Consider the following 17,430-nt stretch of genomic DNA (forward strand, 5'->3'; position numbering starts at 1 on the left):
ATGGGCGGCCTGAAGGAGATTGCATGACCTACGAGCAGAACGAAGACAGCACGGACGCGCGCCGCGAACAGCAACTGCGCACGGACGCGCTGGAATACCACCGCTTCCCCACCCGCGGCAAGATCGAAGTGGTGCCGACGAAACCGCTGTCGAACCAGCGCGACCTGTCGCTGGCCTATTCGCCGGGCGTCGCCTACGCCTGCGAGGAAATCGCCGCCAACCCGGCCGCCGCCGCCGAGTACACGTCGCGCGCCAACCTGGTGGCCGTGATCACGAACGGCACCGCGGTGCTCGGCCTGGGCAATATCGGCCCGCTGGCATCGAAGCCCGTCATGGAAGGCAAGGGTTGCCTGTTCAAGCAGTTCGCCGGCGTGGACGTGTTCGACATCGAACTGGCCGAGAACGACCCGGACAAGCTGGTGGACGCCATCGCCATGCTGGAACCGACCGTGGGCGGCATCAACCTGGAAGACATCAAGGCGCCCGAGTGCTTCTACATCGAGAAGAAGCTGCGCGAGCGGATGAACATTCCCGTCTTCCATGACGACCAGCACGGTACGGCGATCATTTCCAGCGCCGCGCTGATCAACGCGCTGAAGGTGGCCAACAAGCGCATCGGCGACATCAAGCTGGTGGCCTCCGGCGCCGGCGCCGCGGCGATCGCCTGCCTGGACATGATGGTGGGCCTGGGCGTGCGCCGCGAGAACGTGTACGTGACCGACTCGCGCGGCGTGATCTGGCAGGGCCGCGAAGCAAACATGGAAGAAAACAAGGCGCGCTACGCGCAGAACACCGATGCGCGCACGCTGGCCGACATCGTGCGCGGTGCCGACGTGTTCCTGGGCTGCTCGACCGCGGGCGTGCTGACGGGCGACATGGTCAAGACGATGGCCGACCGCCCCGTGATCCTGGCGCTGGCCAACCCGGAACCGGAAATCCGCCCCGAAGTGGCGCTGGCCGCGCGGCCGGACTGCATCATCGCCACCGGCCGTTCGGATTACCCGAACCAGGTCAACAACGTGCTGTGCTTCCCGTACATCTTCCGCGGCGCCCTCGATTGCGGCGCCACGCGCATCACCGAAGAAATGAAGCAGGCCTGCGTGGTGGCGATCGCCGAACTGGCCGAAGCGGAAGTGTCCGAGACGGTGGCCGCCGCCTATGCCGGTCAGAGCCTGACGTTCGGCCCTGACTACATCATCCCGAAACCGTTCGACCAGCGCCTGATCGCGGCCATCGCGCCGGCCGTGGCGAAGGCCGCCGCGGAATCGGGCGTCGCCGCCACGCCGATCGCCGACCTGGCCGCCTACCGCGCCCAGCTCGAGCAGCAGGTATTCCACACGGGCCTCGTGATGAAGCCACTGTTCACGGCCGCCAAGGCCGCGCAGAAACGCGTGGTGTACGCCGAGGGCGACGACGAGCGCGTGCTGCGCGCCGTGCAGACCGTCGTCGACGAAGGCCTGGCCAAGCCGGTACTGGTGGGCGAGGCCGGCAAGGTCGACGCGGCGATCGCCGCCGCCGGCCTGCGCCTGAAGCGCGGCACCGACTTCACGCTGGCCGATGCCGGTGGCGCCGATACGACGGACCACGCGCTGGCACTGCTGAAGGCCGGCGAAGCCGATGCCGTGATCTGCGGCCTGCGCGGCAGCATCGACACGCATCTCGAGCAGGTGCGCGCCACGATCGGCTTGGCGCCGGGCGTGGAAGTGATGGCGACGATGAATGCGCTGGTGCTGGAAAAGCACACGCTGTTCGTGGCCGACACGCACGTCAACGACGACCCGACCGCGCGGGAACTGGCCGCCATCGCCCAACTGGCCGCCGCGCAGGTGCGTCACTTCGGCCTGGAGCCGAAGGTCGCGCTGCTGTCGCACTCGACGGCCGGCTCGTCCGAGCGCCCGTCCGCCCGCAAGATGCGCGATGCCCGCGCCGTGCTGGCCGAGGTGGTGCCGGAACTGCCGGTGATCGGCGAAGTGCAGGGCGACGTGGCACTGGTGGGCGGCGTGGTGCCTGGATTCACAGGCGAAGCCAATGTGCTGGTGATGCCGTCGCTGGATGCGGCCAACATCGCCTTCAACCTGTTGAAGGTTACGGGCGGCAAGGGCGTGACCGTCGGCCCCGTGCTGCTGGGCGCCGCCAAGCCCGTGCACGTTCTCGGCCCGGGTGCGACGGTGCGCCGTATCGTCAACATGACGGCCGTGGCCGTGGCTGACGCCGTGCGCTGATCGGCTTCGCCGGGTAACTAGAAGGGCCGCCAGCACGCTGGCGGCCCTTTTCACATGGGCGCGCAGTCTGAGCCAGGCATCATTGCCGCGAAGTCGGGTCGTCCTGCTTGCGCGGTAATGGCCGCCGGCGCGATTGCCACCGATGCCGGGCCCTGTGTCCATCGCGACATCGGCAGCCGGTACGCTTGCGAAGCGGGCGTGCGCCCGGCTATGCGAACGTCGTGCCCGGCTTCGTCAAGGCATCACGCCTTGAAGAAGTTCAGCAAGGTCACCGCCGGCGACATGCCGTAGATCTTGCGCCCCGTCTTTGCGGCCTCGACGATGTCGACGAGTTCCTCGTACTTGTCGGCCTGCCGCTCCTCCAGGTTCGTCATGTTCATGGTCCAGCGCACGAAGGTACGGAAGGCCGCCGGCTCGTTATACAGGAGGCGCAGGTCATGGTGACGGGGATCCTTGCTGATCTTGTCATACAGGGAGGCCAGGACCGGGGCAGGGCCTTCCAGTACCTGCATGAACCAGCCGCCGTTGTAGAACAGGCTTCCGGTGACATCGATCCTCGCATTGTTGGCTTTGGCCTGCGTCCAGATGGCGGACAATTCTTCCTTTTCCAGTTTGCGGGTGGATTGGCTCAGGTAGACGAGTTGATGAAGTGACATGGCAGGCGATCGTGGCGGGTTGCGGTTTGATATTTCCTGGCCTAGTCTAACTGGCCTTTGTTTTTTGGGGCGTTCTTTCACTGGCCAGGTGCAGGAATGCGTCAGGGCGCGGGCTCCCGGCAACGTGCAGAGCGATCAGGACTGGACGAATGGACCAGTTCAAACGAACCGACCAGCTTCGCCAATATTGCAACTAACCGAATGCGGGAAGGGATGCCCGACATCGCATGGCCCGGGAATTCGGGCCAGGGCATTCAGGCGGGCTGGCCAGCCCTGGACCCCGCAGCCACCCGTGCACCACCGGCGAGCCAGCCATGCTACCTTGCGCCCTTTGGCAAAAAAAGGAGCAGCCAGTGCGGTCATGCCTGTTTCTCCTGGCGGCGGTCTTCCATGCCGCCGCTGCTGCGCAAGTGCCCACCACGTATCACAATCCGCTGCCGGTCAGGCTGGCCAGCGGCGAGCTGGCGCAGAACTGCGCCGACCCGGCCGTGCTGCGCGATCCGCAGGCCGCGCAAGCCACGTGGTACCTGTACTGCACCACCGACCCGGTGAGCCGCAACGAGCGGGAAGGGGACGGTTACCGCTTCCGCTTCCTGCCCGTTTACCGGTCCACCGACCTGGTGCATTGGGACTGGGTAAGCGACGCCTTTACCGACCGCCCGGCGCCCGCCGCGCCGAAGTCCTGGCTGTGGGCGCCGGAGCCGCAATATCACGATGGCCGTTACTGGCTGTACTACACGATCACCGATACCGCCGATGCGCATAGTCCCGAGCCGGGCTGCGATGGCGACAGTTCCATTGGCGTCGCCAGCAGCGCGTCACCGGCCGGCCCGTGGCAGGCCAGCGGCAAGCCGGTGGTCGGCCCGCGCCGGGCGGCGCCGGGATGCAAGTTTGACTGGACGTTCGATCCGGATGTCGTCGTCGACGACCGCGGCACGCGCTGGCTGTACTACGGCAGCTATGGCGGCGGCCTGTTCGTGCAGCGCCTGGCCGCCGACGGCCTGTCGGTGGAAGGCGAGCCGCGGCGTGTCGGCACGTCGGGCCGGTACGAAGGGGCCGAGGTGGTGCGCCACGATGGCTGGTACTACCTGTTCGCATCGGCCACCGACTGCTGCGCCGGTCCGCTGACGGGCTATGCGCTGCACGTGGGCCGCGCCGCCAGCCCGCTCGGGCCATTCCTGGACCGGCAGGGCAACGACATGGCGGCGGCGCGGGCGGGCGGTACGCCGGTGCTGCCGCAGAGCGGCAACCGCTGGGTGGGCGCGGGGCACAATTCGGTGCTGCAGGATGCGGCGGGGCAGTGGTGGACGATCTACCATGCCATCGACCTGGCCGACCCGGTCTTCGCGCCGGGCCTGACGCGTCGGCCGGCGCTGCTGGACCGCGTGGACTGGGTCGGCGGCTGGCCGGTCGTGGCCGAAGGGCAGGGGCCATCGGATCGCGCACTGCCGGCCCCTGCGACGACCGCGGGGGCACGCGACCCGCCCCGGCGTTTGCCGGCACCGGCGTCGACGTGCGCTTGCTTTGGCGCGAGGACTTCACGCAACCGCCAGCCGCGCCCTGGCGCTGGCTGCGCGACCCCGGCACGTGGCGTGCGACGCCGGAAGGCCTGGCCTGGCGCACGCAGCCCGGTGACCTGCACGTGGACACCAACACGGCGCCGGTGCTGTCGCGCCCACTGCCGGCTGGCGCTGGCGACCTGCGCATCGAAACGCGGGTGCGGCTCGATGCGGCGGACGATTGCTGCACGCCGCATGTGCAGGCCGGCATCGTGGCAATGCGGGATGACGACAACTACGTGAAGCTGTCCGTGCTCGCATCCGCAGGGCTGCACCAGGTGGAGTTCGCCAAGGAACAGAAACCGGTGCCGGCCCATCACCCCCGGTACGGCAACACGGTGGCGGGAACGCCGGCTGCGCGGGAGGGCTGGACGTGGCTGCGGCTGGACGTGCGGCGCGTGGACGGAAGCGAGCGGTGGACCGCGTGGTCCAGCCGTGATGGCCGGGACTGGGTCGGCGGCGGCACGTGGACGCACCGGCTGGGCCCGGCACCGCGCATCGGCCTCGTGGCGATGGGGGGCGGCGGCCGGAACGTGACGTTCGGGCCGCTGGCGGTGAGCGCACTGCGGACGGGTGCGTTGCGTCCACCCCACTCAGCGGCCGGCAAGGAAGACGCGAGCGTCACGGTTACTCAACCGTGACACTGCGCGACGGATAAAAGACTTATCATAAGGACAAACGTGATGAGAGCCCTGCCCAAGGAGAACGAGATCGTGGACCACCCCCGGCCGCAGTTGCGGCGCCACCAATGGCTGAACCTGGACGGACCGTGGCAGGCGATGCTGGACGACGATGCCGTGCACCACGATCCGGCCGACGTGCCGTTCGACCGCACGATCATCGTGCCGTTCCCGCCCGAGGCGGCGGCCAGCGGCGTGCACGACCGCGGCTTCCGCCGGCGCGTGTGGTACCGGCGGGTGGTGGGGCTGGACGACGACCTGCTGCCATCGCCGGACGAGCGGCTCAAGCTGCACTTCGGCGCCGTCAACCACCGCGCGCGGGTGTGGATCAACGGCCACTTCGCCATGCAGCACAAGGGTGGCCACGGGCCGTTCTCGATCGACGTGACACGCTACCTCGATGGCCGTTCGATGGAGATCGTCGTGCAGGCCGAGGACGACCCGCACGACATGCACAAGGTGCGCGGCAAGATGGACTGGGAGCTGGAGCCCCATTCGATCTGGTATCCCCGTACCACCGGCATCTGGCGCACCGTCTGGATGGAGAAGGTGGCACGCTCGCACGTCGCCGCGGTGCGCTGGACGGCCGATGTGTTCACGTGGCAGATCCGCCTTGATGCTGACATCACGCACCACGCGCCCGGCAGCACCGTCAACGTGGTGCTGCGCCTGGGCGACCAGGTGCTCGTGTCCGACCGCTGCATGCTGCTTGAAAACCGGCTGTCACGGCTGTTCCAGCTGCCGGATCCGGGCATCGACGATGCGCGGGCACACTGGATGTGGAGCCCGGAAAGCCCGCAGTTGATCGATGCGGAGATCACGCTGCACGCGGCCGATGGACTCGTGCTCGACCATGTGGTCAGCTACACGGCGCTGCGCACGGTGTCCGTCGATGGCGACCGTTTCCTGCTGAACAGCCGGCCGTATTACCTGCGCATGGTGCTGGACCAGGGCTACTGGCCGGAAAGCCTGATGGTGGCATCCGCCGAGCAGCTGCGCCAGGACGTAGTGCTGATCAAGCGGCTCGGCTTCAACGGCGTGCGCAAGCACCAGAAATCGGAAGACCCGCGCTGGCTGTACTGGTGCGACGTGATGGGCCTGTGCGTGTGGGCGGAAATGCCGTCGGCCTACGGCTTTTCCAGCGAAACCGTGCACGGCGTGATGGAGGAGTGGAAGGAACTCGTCGCGCGCGACATTTCCCACCCGTGCATCGTGGCCTGGGTGCCCACCAACGAATCGTGGGGCGTGCCGGAACTGATGCACGATCACCGCCAGGTCGACTTCGTGCGCGCCATGTACCACATGACGCGGGCGCTGGACGGCACGCGCCCCGTGGTGGGCAACGACGGCTGGGAAATGCCGTGCGGCGACTTCGTCAACATCCACGACTACCATGCCGACCCCGAGGAACTGGTGTCGCGTTATGGCACCCGCGAAGGCTTGAAGTACACGTTCGAACACGTGCGCCCGGCCCGGCGCCGCCTCGTGATCGACGGTTTCGAGGGCACCGGCAAGCCGCTGTTCCTGTCCGAGTTCGGCGGTATCGCGTGCATGGACGAAGCCGACCCGAAAGGATGGGGCTATTCGGTGGCGCGCGACGGCGAGGAACTGCTGGAACGCTACCGCCGGCTGATGGACGCGATCCACCGCTGCCGGCCGCTGTCCGGCTTCTGCTACACGCAGCTGACGGACACGTTCCATGAAAAGAACGGCCTGCTGACGGAGCAGCGCGTGCCGAAAGCACCGATCGCCGCGCTGGCCGAAGCCACGCGCGGGCCGGATGCGCGGCTGCACGACTGGTACACGGACCCGCTGGGGCACAGTGAACTGTGGCGTGGCAAGCGTGCGCCCGAGCCGGCGCCGATGGGGGGCCAGGCCGCGGCCGTGCCCGCGACGCCGGAAACCACGCACGCGTCGGCCGGGCCGGAAGACCAGCCGGGTATGGCGGCGCCGGAGCCTGGTTTCCGGTTGCCCAGCGAGGCGGCCTAGCGGAAGGTCGGCCACGAACGCGGCCGCGAACGCCCGAACGGTAACGACAGCGGCAGCGACAACGGCAATTGCTACGATAACGACAGCGATAGCGAAAAAAGCAGGAACAGAACAACGAGCGGAGACACGGAATGCGAGCTGGCCAATGGTCGGCCGTGGCGCTGGCGCTGCTGCTTTGTTGCGGCGGCCCGGCCCGGGCCGAGGTGCAGGTGGTGCAGATGTGGACGCTGCTGTCCGGCGGCGACGGCGCCCGCATGCGCGCGCTGATCGAGTCGTTCAACGCTTCCCAGCAGGAAGTGCGCGTGGAAAGCACCACGCTCAAGTGGGGCGAGCCGTTCTACACAAAGGTGATCACGGCCACCGTGGCCGGCGCGGGGCCGGACCTGGCGACGATCCACCTGTCGCGCCTGCCGAACCTGGCCGGCGGCGGCGTGCTGCGGCCCATCACCACCGCCGAGCTGGCGTCCGCCGGCCTGCGGGGCAGCGATTTCCTGCCGCGCCAGTGGGCCCGCTCGCACTATGAGGGCGGCGCCTATGCGGTGCCGCTCGACACCCACCCGCTGGTCCTGTATTACAACAAGGATCTGGCCGGCAAGGCCGGCCTGCTCGATGCACAAGGCAGGTTGACCACCATCGTCGGCATGCCGGCGCTCACGAACGCGTTCCGCGCCGTGAAGGAAAAGACGGGCAAGGCGGGCCTCGCGATGGAGGCGGCGCAAAGCACCTATGCGATCTGGCGCCTGTGGCTGTCGCTGCTGGCCCAGCAGGGCCTGCCCGTGGTGGCGAACGGCCAGTTCGCCTACGGGCCCGCCGGTGAACGCACGCTGGCCGCGATCGCGCACTGGTTCCGTGCCGGCTACGCGACGGCGGGGCAGGATTACCCCGCTTCGACCAGCCAGTTCATGGCCGGCAATGCCGGCTTCATGATCAACGGGGTATGGGAAGTGCCGGAGCTGGTGCGCGGCACGAAGGCCGGCACGATCGGTTTCCGTTACGGCATCGCACCGTTGCCGCAGTTGTACAACAATGCCAGCACCTGGGCCGATTCGCACGGGTTCGCGATTCCCGCCAACGCGGGCCGGCCGATGACGCCCGAAAAGACCCGCGCGGTGCTGAAGTTCGTCGCCTATGTCAGCACGCATTCGTTCGGCTGGGCCGAGGGCGGCCACATTCCCGTGTACCGACCCGTGGCCGAGTCCGCCGCGGCGCGCGCGCTGATGCCGAACGCGGAATACGCCGCGGCCGCGGCCAATGTCGTCTACGACCCGGCCGGCTGGTACATGGGTGCGGCGGGGCCGCTGGAAGCGATCGCATCGAAATTCCTGCCGGCGCCGCTGGCCGGCCAACTGACGCCCGCCGACGCGCTGCGCCGTTTTGAAAGCGAAGCGCAGCGCCTGCTGAAGAAGCGCCCGCCACGCTATTGAAGAATGGAGAACCGATGAGGGGTCGCCGGTCCGAGATGCTGTCCGCCATGCTGCTGCTGTTGCCTTTCATGGCGGCATTCGTGCTGTTCTTCCTGCTGCCCGCCTTGCAGACGCTGTACCTGTCGCTGACCGAGAGCAGCCTGACGCGCACCAGCGCGTTTGTCGGGCTGGCCAACTATGACACGCTGATCCACGACCCGTCGTTCTGGTCATCGCTCGGCAACACGTTTTATTTTTCGCTGCTGACGGTCATTCCGCTGACCGCGCTCGGCCTGGTGATGGCGCTGCTGGTGGACCATTTCACGAAGGCGTCGGGCTGGCTGCAGGGCGCGTTCTTCCTGCCCTATGTGCTGCCGATCTCGGTGATGACGCTGATCGCGGACTGGATGCTGCAGCCCTCGTCGGGCATCGTCAACCACCTGCTGGGCGTGCAGCGCGCGTGGTTTTCCGACGTGGACTGGGCCATGCCCGTCGTGGCGATCGCCACGGTCTGGTGGACGGTGGGTTTCAACATGCTGATCTTCATCGCCGGCCTGCGCAATATCCCGCGCGAGCAGTACGAGGCCGCGGCGCTGGACGGCGCGCGCGGCTTCGCCGTGTTCCGTTACATCACGTGGCCGGCGCTGATGCCCGTGACGATCACGGCGCTCGTGCTGCAACTGATCGCTTCGCTGAAAGTGTTCGGCCAGACCTACATCATGACGACGGGCGGGCCGTTCAATACGACGCGGGTCACGCTGCACTACATGTATGAAACGGCGTTCACGCAAAGCGACGCCGGCTACGCCGCGGCCGTGGCCATGGCATTCATGTTCATCGTTGTCGCACTGGGACTGGCGCAGGCGCTGCTGCTGCGCAAACGAAAGGGGCGCGCATGAAGCATACGCCGCTGCACTGGACCGTGGTGGCCGCCGTGTCGGCACTGGCGCTGGCGATGCTGTGGGTGGCGCCGCTGCTGTGGGCGCTGTCGACGTCGCTGCGGCCCGAGTACGAGACCATCGCGCCCACCCTGCACCTGCTGCCGCAGCGCTGGACCGTGGAAGCGTTCACGAAGACGCTCGGCGCTGGCAACGTGCCGCGCTGGCTGTTCAACAGCGCACTGGTGGCGCTGGCCGTCACCGCCGTCACGATGGCGATCAGCCTGATGGCCGCCTTTGCGTTTTCCCAGCTGCGTTTTCGCGGGCGCAACCTGCTGTTCATGGTGTCGATGCTGGCACTGCTGCTGCCGTTCGAGGCGCTGCTGGTGCCGCTGTTCCGCACGATGAACGGGCTTGGCCTCATCAACACCTATGCCGGCATCGTGCTGCCGCAAGTGGTGTCGCCGGTGGTGATCTATGTGTTCCGCCAGTTCTTCGACGCGGTGCCGAACGATTTCCGCGATGCCGCGCTGCTGGACGGGGCATCGCCCCTGCGGGTGCTGTGGAGTGTCTACCTGCCCATGTCCGGCAATATCGTGTGGGCGATGGCGATCGTCACGTTCATCGCGGCATGGAACAATTTCCTGTGGCCGTTCATCATCGTCACGTCGAACGACATGATGACGATCCCCCTCGGCCTCACGCAAACCTACGATGCGTTCGGCGTGCGCTACGCGCAGTTGATGGCGGCCGCGCTGCTCGGCGCCTTCCCCGTCGCGCTGGCCTACATCGTGTTCCAGCGCCGCGTTACGCAGGGGCTGCTGGCCGCTACGGGCCTGAAAGGGTAGTGCCCTGCCGGGCGGGCGTCGCGAAACGTCGCGCCCGCGCAACCGAAACGGCCTAAGGAGTTGGCGTCAAATAAAGCTTGTGTCTATGATCATCAGGCAGCTTCTCCAGGCGAAGCGTCACGAGCCTGGCACGACCTCTTCCAAGAACAGCCCAGACATCGGAGACAGCCATGATTTCCCCCTTGATGACGACGCCAATGCGCCGTGCCGTTGCCGCCGCCCTGTGCGCAATGGCCGCCGGTGCCGCCGGCGCGCAGCAAACCCCCGACCCCGCCGCACCGCCCACCGCGGCCCAACCTCCGGCCCAACCGGCCGACACGCCTTCCGCATCTTCTTCGCCTTCCGCGCCAGCCGCCGGCCAGGCCACGCCGGACACGTCCGGCCAGTCCGCGCCGGCGCAGGCCACCGGCGGTAGTGATGCCGCCGTGCAGGGCGGCCCCATCGCCACCGTGGAAGTGACGGGCATTCGCCGCAGCATCCGTTCGGCCGAGCAGATCAAGCGCGACGCCACCCAGGTCGTGGACTCGATCAACGCCGACGATATCGGCAAGTTCCCCGACCGCGCGGCCGGCGATGCGCTGCAACGGATCGCCGGCGTGCAGGTGGGCCGCGACCGGGGCGAGACATCGACGGTGACGATCCGCGGCCTGCCGGACGTGGTCACGTCGCTGGACGGCAACGACATCTTCACCGGCCGCGGTCGCCGCCTGCAATACCAGGACCTGCCCGTGCAATCGATCGGCGGCATGGACGTGTACAAGTCCGCCACCGCCAACCAGCCAGAGGGCGGCATCGCCGGCGCCATCGACATCCGCCTGCGCGCGCCGTTCGACTACAAGGGCCGGACCGTGACCGGCTACCTGGAAAACCGCCGGCAGAAGGTCAACGGCAGCGACGCCGCCGAGACCCGCAACAGCCCCGGCGGCGGCGCGCTGTACAGCGACCGCTGGAACAGCGGCGCCGGCGAAATGGGCCTGCTGGTCGATGTGGCGTACAACAAGGAGCACTGGGGCTATCCGGTGCAGTGGGTGGACCGCCCGGACCGCATCTTCTCGGTCAGCCCGGACGGCACGGCCGTGCGGCTGAACGACGACCAGCCGCTCGCGCCATTGAACGCGGGCGACCGGCTGGGCAACCTGCCGCAGGTGGGCGGCATCTACAACGGCGGCGAACGCGAACGCTTTTCCGGGCATGGCGCATTCCAGTGGAAGATCAATCCGAAGCTCGACTTCACCACGCAATACCTCGGCACCGGCTATCGTGCCCGCACCGCGACCGACTATATCCTGGGCATCGTGGGCTGGGCGCCGCGCCTGAACAACGTGGTCTTGGGCGACCGGGGCTGCGACACGCCGTCGGGGCAGATCTGCCCGATCGTGTCGGCCGTCGCGCCACCCGCGCAGTTTTCCCCGAACCCCTATGACTGGGATCCCTATGTCGCCACCAGTGCCTGGGGCACGCAGGAGCGCACGAACACCCATTTCCTGAACACGAAGCTGCGCTTCCGCGACGGGCCGTGGGACGTCACGACGGGCCTGGCGTTCACCCACTCGAAGTTCATCCAGGACCGGGTGATCGTCGACCAGCAGATTCCCAACGCCACGGTGAATGTCTATACGTATGGGGCGGATGGTCACGGCGGGTACAACGCCGTGACGACGCCCACCAGCGGAACGCCACTGCGCGACCCACGCGAGTTCGTGCTGCGCGGCCTCGTGCAGAACTGGGAAGAGTCGCTCGGCAAGCAGACCCAGTGGCGCACCGACGGCACGTACAAGCTGAGCGAAGGATTCGTCCGCGCGATCAACGTGGGCCTGAAACTGTCGTCGCGTTCCACCACCTATCATTCGGCGGAACGGGCGAGCGACGTAAACCGCACCGCGCGGCCGAATCCGGTCGACGCGTTCGGGCCGGGCTTTGAAACCCTCAGCCCCGGCGTGGACCGGCTGGGCGGCCAGTACTACGTGCCGTCGTACGACTTCCTGATCGACCAGGCGGACCGCGTGCGCGCCGTGTACGGGGCGCCGGCGGGCCGCGTGCCGGATGACCCGAACCGTGTGTTCGAGCAGCGCGAGCGCTCGACCGCCGGCTATGTCAGCGCGCGCTGGCAGACCACGGTCGGCGGCATCGACGTGAGCGGCGATGCGGGCGTGCGCGTCATCCACGTGAAGCGCAAGCTGGAAGGCACGAGCCGCGTGGGCGACGTGATCACGCCGATCGACCTGTCGACATCGGAAAACAACTACCTGCCGAGCATCTCCGCCCTGGTCGGCTGGCGCCAGAACCTGCAGTCCCACTTCTCGGCCGGCAAGACGCTGACGCGGCCGGACTTCCTGCGCCTGAACCCCGCGCTGTCGCTGATCCCGCCCACCGTCAACGCACCGGGCACCGGCAGCGCCGGCAATGCCAACCTGGCGCCGACCAAGTCGACCAATCTCGATGCGACGCTGGAATACTATTTCACCGGCAACGGCTATGCGCAACTGGCCTTGTTCCATCGCGACTTCACGGGCTACCTGCAGGATTACACGCAGGACGAGATCATCGACGGCCAGCGCTACCGCGTGACGCGGCCGCAGAACTCCGGCCAGGGCACGCTGAAGGGCTTTGAATTCGGCACGCAGAAATTCTTCGACTTCCTGCCCGGCTTCTGGAGCGGCTTCGGCGCACAGTACAACTTCACGTGGATCAAGGACGAGAACGAAACCCGGCTCGACGTGAATTCGGCCGCGCTGACGAAGACCCGGCTGATCGACGTGGCGCGCAAGAGCCACAACTTCGCGCTGCTCTACGAAGGCCACGGCCTGACCGGGCGGCTGGCGGCCACGCGGCGCGGCGACTACGTGGAACAGGTGGCCGAACCGCGCTTCCTGCAGGACCGGGTCGTCAAGGCATCCACGTATGTCGACCTGTCGCTGTCGTACGAACTCACCAGGAACATCTCGCTGCAGTTCGACGCGATCAACCTGACGAAAGAGAAGTACGAAAGCTACGTGGGCGACACGATGCGCCCGCGCGACATCCGCTACACGCCCACCACGTATGGCCTGGGCCTGCGGTTCAAGCTGTGATCGGAGAGTCATGCATGACTGAGTATGTGAATCCCGTGTACCCGGCGACGTTCGCCGACCCGTTCGTGCTGCGCCATGGGAGTTATTACTATGCCTATGGCACGGCACCGGGCGGGGCGGACGGGCGCGCGTTCCCCGTGCTGCGCTCGCCGGACCTGGTGAGCTGGGAACCGCTCGGCTACGCCCTCGTGCCGCCAGGCGGCCATGACTTCTGGGCGCCAGAAGTGGCGTACGACGACGGCATGTTCTACATGTATTACTCGACGCAGGGCATCGAGGGGCGTGATCACCAGCTGCGCGTGGCCACGAGCGCCGATCCGGCCGGGCCCTTTGTCGATGCCGGCGTGGTCCTGGTGCCCGACCAGCCATTCTCGATCGATGCCCACCCGTTCAAGGATGACGACGGCCAGTGGTATCTGTTCTACTGCGTCGATTTCCTCGAGCTGGAAGACGACCACCGCGTGGGCACCGGCATCGTCGTCGACCGGATGACCAGCATGACGGCGCTGGAAGGCAAGCCGCGCATGGTGCACCGGCCGCACGAGGACTGGCACCTGTTCCTGAAGCAGCGCACGATGTATGGCAACGTCTACGACTGGCACACGGTGGAAGGCGCGGCCGTGCTGAAGCAGGAGGGGCGTTATTACTGCTTCTACAGCGGCGGGGCCTGGGAAAAGGAAAACTATGGCGTCAGCTACGTGGTGGCCGACCATCCGCTTGGGCCATACCGACGGCCGGAAGAGGGCGGGCGGGCGCTGCTGATGAGTACACTGCCGGGGCACTTGATCGGCCCGGGCCACAATTCGTTCGTGGCGTCGCCGGGTGGCGATGAAACGTGGATCGTGTACCACGCCTGGGGGCCGGACCGTGCCGGGCGGCGCATGTGCATCGACCGGCTGCGGTGGGAAGGCGGCCGGCCGGTGACGGAGGGGCCCACCGCAACGCCGCAGGCGGCGCCGGTGTAGCGGTGTAAAAGCTGTTTTCTCCTGCGGCATAAGAAAACCGGTGTCTGACACTATTTTCGGGGTGAATCTTCCCGAAAATAGTGTCAGACACCGGTGTTTCGCTGCCATCTACCAGCGGTTGATGTTTCAGCGCTCAACCGCTCAATTCGACGTGCGTTATTTCACGAAAAATCCCGCCGCTCGCCCGGCATCGCCAGTACGCGCTTGATGACGGAAGGCTTGATGCGCTTGCGTGTCAGGAACATGTGCGCATCCTTTAGCCCGGTGGACTGCTGCAGCAGCAGCGCACGGTTGATGATCAGTTCGGTTTCGATATCGGTGCGGGAATAGGCGCGGCGGACTTTGTACATCTTGTCTCTCCTTGGGTTGCTTGTTGCGTAATGTATTGCTATCAGTGATGCAATGACTTCATCGTATTAGGCCGGACTCTGCGCTACCGTGCGCCAGTTCACCTTCGCGAACGGGTCGGCGAACCGTCGTTTGTCATGGACGCAACACCTTTCTCTTGAAAATATTGCCGCACGGCATAATATGCTGCACTATTGCAGCTGTTCCGAGCCCCCGAGCAAAACATTGACCCTAGCCCGTCGCGTTTGCGATGAAGGCGAGCCGCGCATGCGTGCCGCCGACCCGTATCTGGAGCCTTGATGAAACCCGATTCCCCCCAAGTGCTGGCCCACGTCATGTCCGACGAGGAAACGCTGACCTACAACCCGAACCGCCTGCTCGATGGCCTGATCGACATCATGCACCTGAAGAACGACGCGGCCCTGGCCCGTTCGCTCGAAGTGGCACCGCCCGTGATCAGCAAGATCCGTCACCTGAAGCTGCCTGTCGGCGCTTCGCTGCTGATACGCATGCATGAAGTGAGCGAACTGTCGATCCGCGACCTGCGTTATCTGATGGGCGATCGCCGCCAGAAGTTCCGCATCAGCCCCGTGCACTTCAAGCCGGAAGCAACGGCCGAATAAGCCAGCCTTCCACCGGGCGGCCGCGCACGCGCGGCCGCTTCATCGCTATCTTTTTGTCATTGTTTGCGCGCATACTGCATGCCGCGCGTTCCCATGTCCGGAGCCGCCGTCGACTTCCGGCGACTACGAACGCATCAAAACGGAACGCCTCTAAACGGATGACCAAAGGAGAACATGCGATGAACCATGCCGAACATTTCGTCCACTACCGAATCTGCGATGCATCGGCGGCCGTGCCGCTTGATGACGAGCACTTCATCGCGGCCGACGACGAGACCAACGTGCTGCACGTCTACCGCTACGACGCGGGGCCTCCCGTGCGCGAATGCGACCTGACGCCGTTTCTCGATACCGAGGATGGTGGCGAGGCCGACATCGAAGGCGCGGCCGAATTGAATGGCCAGGTCTGGTGGATCACGTCGCACGGCTGCGACAAGAAGGGCAGGTCTAGCGCCACGCGCTGCCAGTTGTTCGCCACCGATCCGGCGGGCCGGCCTGTCGGCAAGCCCTACCGCCGCCTGCTGGACGACATGCTGGCGCATCCGCTGCTGGACCATTTCGAACTCGCCAAGGCGGCCCGCAAGGCGCCGAAGGATCCGGGTGGCCTGTGCATCGAAGGTCTCGCGGCCACGCCGGGTGGTGGCCTGCTGGTCGGGTTTCGCAATCCCGTGCCGCACGGCTGGGCGCTGATCGTGCCGGTGGCGGACCCCGCGCCGCTGCTCGATGGCGGCAGGGCCGAGCTGGGGGCGCCCATCCTGCTCGACCTTGCGGGTCGCGGTATCCGTGCGATCGAATGGTATGGCGATGCGTACTACATCGCCGCCGGTCCGCCGGCGGCAGGCGACGACTATGCGCTGTACCGCTGGTCCGGCCGCGCCGGCGACAGGCCACTGGCCGTGGATGTGCCCGCGCTCGCCGGCCTGCACCCGGAGTCGCTGTTCTTCGACGCGCAGGGCACGATGCACGTGCTGTCCGATGACGGCAAGGCACAGTCGGGCGGCCGCAAATGCAAGGAAGTGGCCGTCGAAGAGCGGACATTCCGCCGCCTGTCGATTCCGCGCGGCGAGTGGGACACTTATTGGGGCGCCTAGTCGAACGTCACCAGCGCATCGTCGCTCCATGAAGGGTCGGCAATGGGAATGGCGGCGGCGCCCGCCTTGACGGCCAGCGCCAGCGCGCGGCCTTCTTCGGCAAGCGCGGCATGGGCCACTGGCCGTCCCGCGTTGACGCTGTAGCCGCCGCCCTTGCGCGGCGCGCACCAGTCTGTGCCGCCCGCCAGGCTGATCGCGGCACTCTGCATGAAGCCGAAAAGATGCCTGGCCATCGCCATCTTCACGCGGCATTCGAGGCGCAGGTCGCCCATGCGGCGCACATTGTCCGGCAGCCCCGGCGTGCGCACGTCCGGTTGCGGCGTGCGGTTGGCGTCGAACTGGCCGACGTTGCGATTGACGGCCAGTTCGGCATCGCCGGGCAAGTCCTGCCGCGCCAGCGTAAAGAAGCCATCCAGCGCGAGTGGCACCGGCGTCAGCCGGTCGCCGTCGACAAGGGTCATGACAACATTGTCGAGCGCCGTGACGCCCGGTGTCAGCAGGAGGCGGAACCGCAACCCCGCCCGTGGCGCCAGATCGTGCCGCCCATCGTCGAACGCATCCATGCCTTCCGCCAGCACCGCGTATGGCCAACCGATGGCGATTTTCGCGCCTGGCACGATCACCCTTGGGGGCTCCGTCGCCTCCGTCGGGCCGGCATGGGCCGTGGCGGCAGCCGTCAGTAGGGCGAGCAGCAACATATAAAGCCATTTGGGCAGCGGATCAGGCATCGGCACGGCGGTTTCACAAAAGGGTTATCCATTGTGCGGCAGCCACGAAGGGCGCGGTGCTCAAGTCGCTGAGCGGATACATCCCGCCCAGTTACGCTGCCGCCCGTCGGCGAACTGTTGTATTTTTGTAACGGAAAACGATAAGCGGGTTTCGCTGGATTGCACTGTCGGAGCCGTATTCCCGGGCGCTTTGCAGCTATCTTCAAACGGAATACCAATTGATGAAAAAGTTATAGGCGCGCCTGAAAACCGCGCGTGTACCATCAAAAATGGTAACGTTGCCATATCGGATTGCCAATAATGGGTGGCGACGAGACTGCAGTGATGGGGAACGTCCATGCGCCGGGGAATGCAAATTTCCGGCATGAA

General features: G+C 66.6%; 14 protein-coding genes. 11 read left to right on the forward strand and 3 right to left on the reverse strand.

What is annotated here, in order from left to right:
* Positions 1-23: 23 nt before the first annotated feature.
* A complete protein-coding gene (locus EWM63_RS26685; RefSeq protein WP_130189235.1) occupies positions 24-2,222 on the forward strand; it encodes an NADP-dependent malic enzyme in 2,199 nt (732 codons plus the stop codon).
* Between the two features lie 242 nt (positions 2,223-2,464).
* On the opposite strand, the gene EWM63_RS26690 is transcribed toward EWM63_RS26685, so the two are convergent.
* Positions 2,465-2,878, reverse strand: coding sequence for a BLUF domain-containing protein (locus EWM63_RS26690; protein ID WP_130189236.1), 414 nt, complete (start codon positions 2,876-2,878; stop codon positions 2,465-2,467).
* Between the two features lie 353 nt (positions 2,879-3,231).
* On the opposite strand from EWM63_RS26690, the gene EWM63_RS26695 reads away from it, so the two are divergent.
* The 8 genes from EWM63_RS26695 (at position 3,232) to EWM63_RS26730 (ending at position 14,271) form a co-directional block, all read left to right on the forward strand.
* Complete coding sequence (locus tag EWM63_RS26695) at positions 3,232-4,680, forward strand: family 43 glycosylhydrolase (protein ID WP_165390949.1); 1,449 nt, start codon at positions 3,232-3,234, stop codon at positions 4,678-4,680.
* Complete coding sequence (locus EWM63_RS26700; protein WP_130189238.1) at positions 4,650-5,078, forward strand: hypothetical protein; 429 nt, start codon at positions 4,650-4,652, stop codon at positions 5,076-5,078. The genes EWM63_RS26695 and EWM63_RS26700 overlap by 31 nt, the downstream gene beginning before the upstream one ends.
* 42 nt (positions 5,079-5,120) lie before the next feature.
* Positions 5,121-7,106, forward strand: coding sequence for a glycoside hydrolase family 2 TIM barrel-domain containing protein (locus tag EWM63_RS26705; RefSeq protein ID WP_207221165.1), 1,986 nt, complete (start codon positions 5,121-5,123; stop codon positions 7,104-7,106).
* Positions 7,107-7,237: 131 nt separating this feature from the next.
* Complete coding sequence (locus tag EWM63_RS26710; protein ID WP_130189239.1) at positions 7,238-8,530, forward strand: extracellular solute-binding protein; 1,293 nt, start codon at positions 7,238-7,240, stop codon at positions 8,528-8,530.
* A 14-nt stretch (positions 8,531-8,544) separates the two neighbouring features.
* Entirely contained in the window at positions 8,545-9,408 is an 864-nt protein-coding gene (locus EWM63_RS26715) for a carbohydrate ABC transporter permease (protein ID WP_130189240.1), read from the forward strand.
* Positions 9,405-10,235, forward strand: coding sequence for a carbohydrate ABC transporter permease (locus tag EWM63_RS26720; RefSeq protein WP_130189241.1), 831 nt, complete (start codon positions 9,405-9,407; stop codon positions 10,233-10,235). Before EWM63_RS26715 ends, EWM63_RS26720 begins: the two co-directional genes overlap by 4 nt.
* Positions 10,236-10,405: 170 nt before the next feature.
* Entirely contained in the window at positions 10,406-13,306 is a 2,901-nt protein-coding gene (locus tag EWM63_RS26725; protein WP_130189242.1) for a TonB-dependent receptor, read from the forward strand.
* A gap of 14 nt (positions 13,307-13,320) precedes the next feature.
* Positions 13,321-14,271: a glycoside hydrolase family 43 protein gene (locus EWM63_RS26730; protein WP_130189243.1), complete on the forward strand. Its 951-nt coding sequence runs from the start codon at positions 13,321-13,323 to the stop codon at positions 14,269-14,271.
* Positions 14,272-14,432: 161 nt separating this feature from the next.
* Here EWM63_RS26730 and EWM63_RS26735 read toward each other — a convergent pair whose 3' ends face one another.
* A complete protein-coding gene (locus EWM63_RS26735) occupies positions 14,433-14,621 on the reverse strand; it encodes a hypothetical protein (protein WP_130189244.1) in 189 nt (62 codons plus the stop codon).
* A gap of 297 nt (positions 14,622-14,918) precedes the next feature.
* Between EWM63_RS26735 and EWM63_RS26740 the strand changes: the two genes are divergently transcribed.
* Both EWM63_RS26740 and EWM63_RS26745 read left to right on the forward strand, forming a co-directional pair.
* Positions 14,919-15,242: a hypothetical protein gene (locus EWM63_RS26740; protein ID WP_207221166.1), complete on the forward strand. Its 324-nt coding sequence runs from the start codon at positions 14,919-14,921 to the stop codon at positions 15,240-15,242.
* A 179-nt stretch (positions 15,243-15,421) separates the two neighbouring features.
* Entirely contained in the window at positions 15,422-16,333 is a 912-nt protein-coding gene (locus EWM63_RS26745; protein WP_165390950.1) for a DUF3616 domain-containing protein, read from the forward strand.
* Here EWM63_RS26745 and EWM63_RS26750 read toward each other — a convergent pair.
* Complete coding sequence (locus EWM63_RS26750; protein WP_130189246.1) at positions 16,330-17,031, reverse strand: hypothetical protein; 702 nt, start codon at positions 17,029-17,031, stop codon at positions 16,330-16,332. The genes EWM63_RS26745 and EWM63_RS26750 overlap by 4 nt on opposite strands.
* Between the last annotated feature and the right edge of the window lie 399 nt (positions 17,032-17,430).

Source organism: Pseudoduganella lutea, assembly GCF_004209755.1.
GTDB classification, from domain to species: Bacteria; Pseudomonadota; Gammaproteobacteria; order Burkholderiales; family Burkholderiaceae_D; genus Rugamonas; species Rugamonas lutea.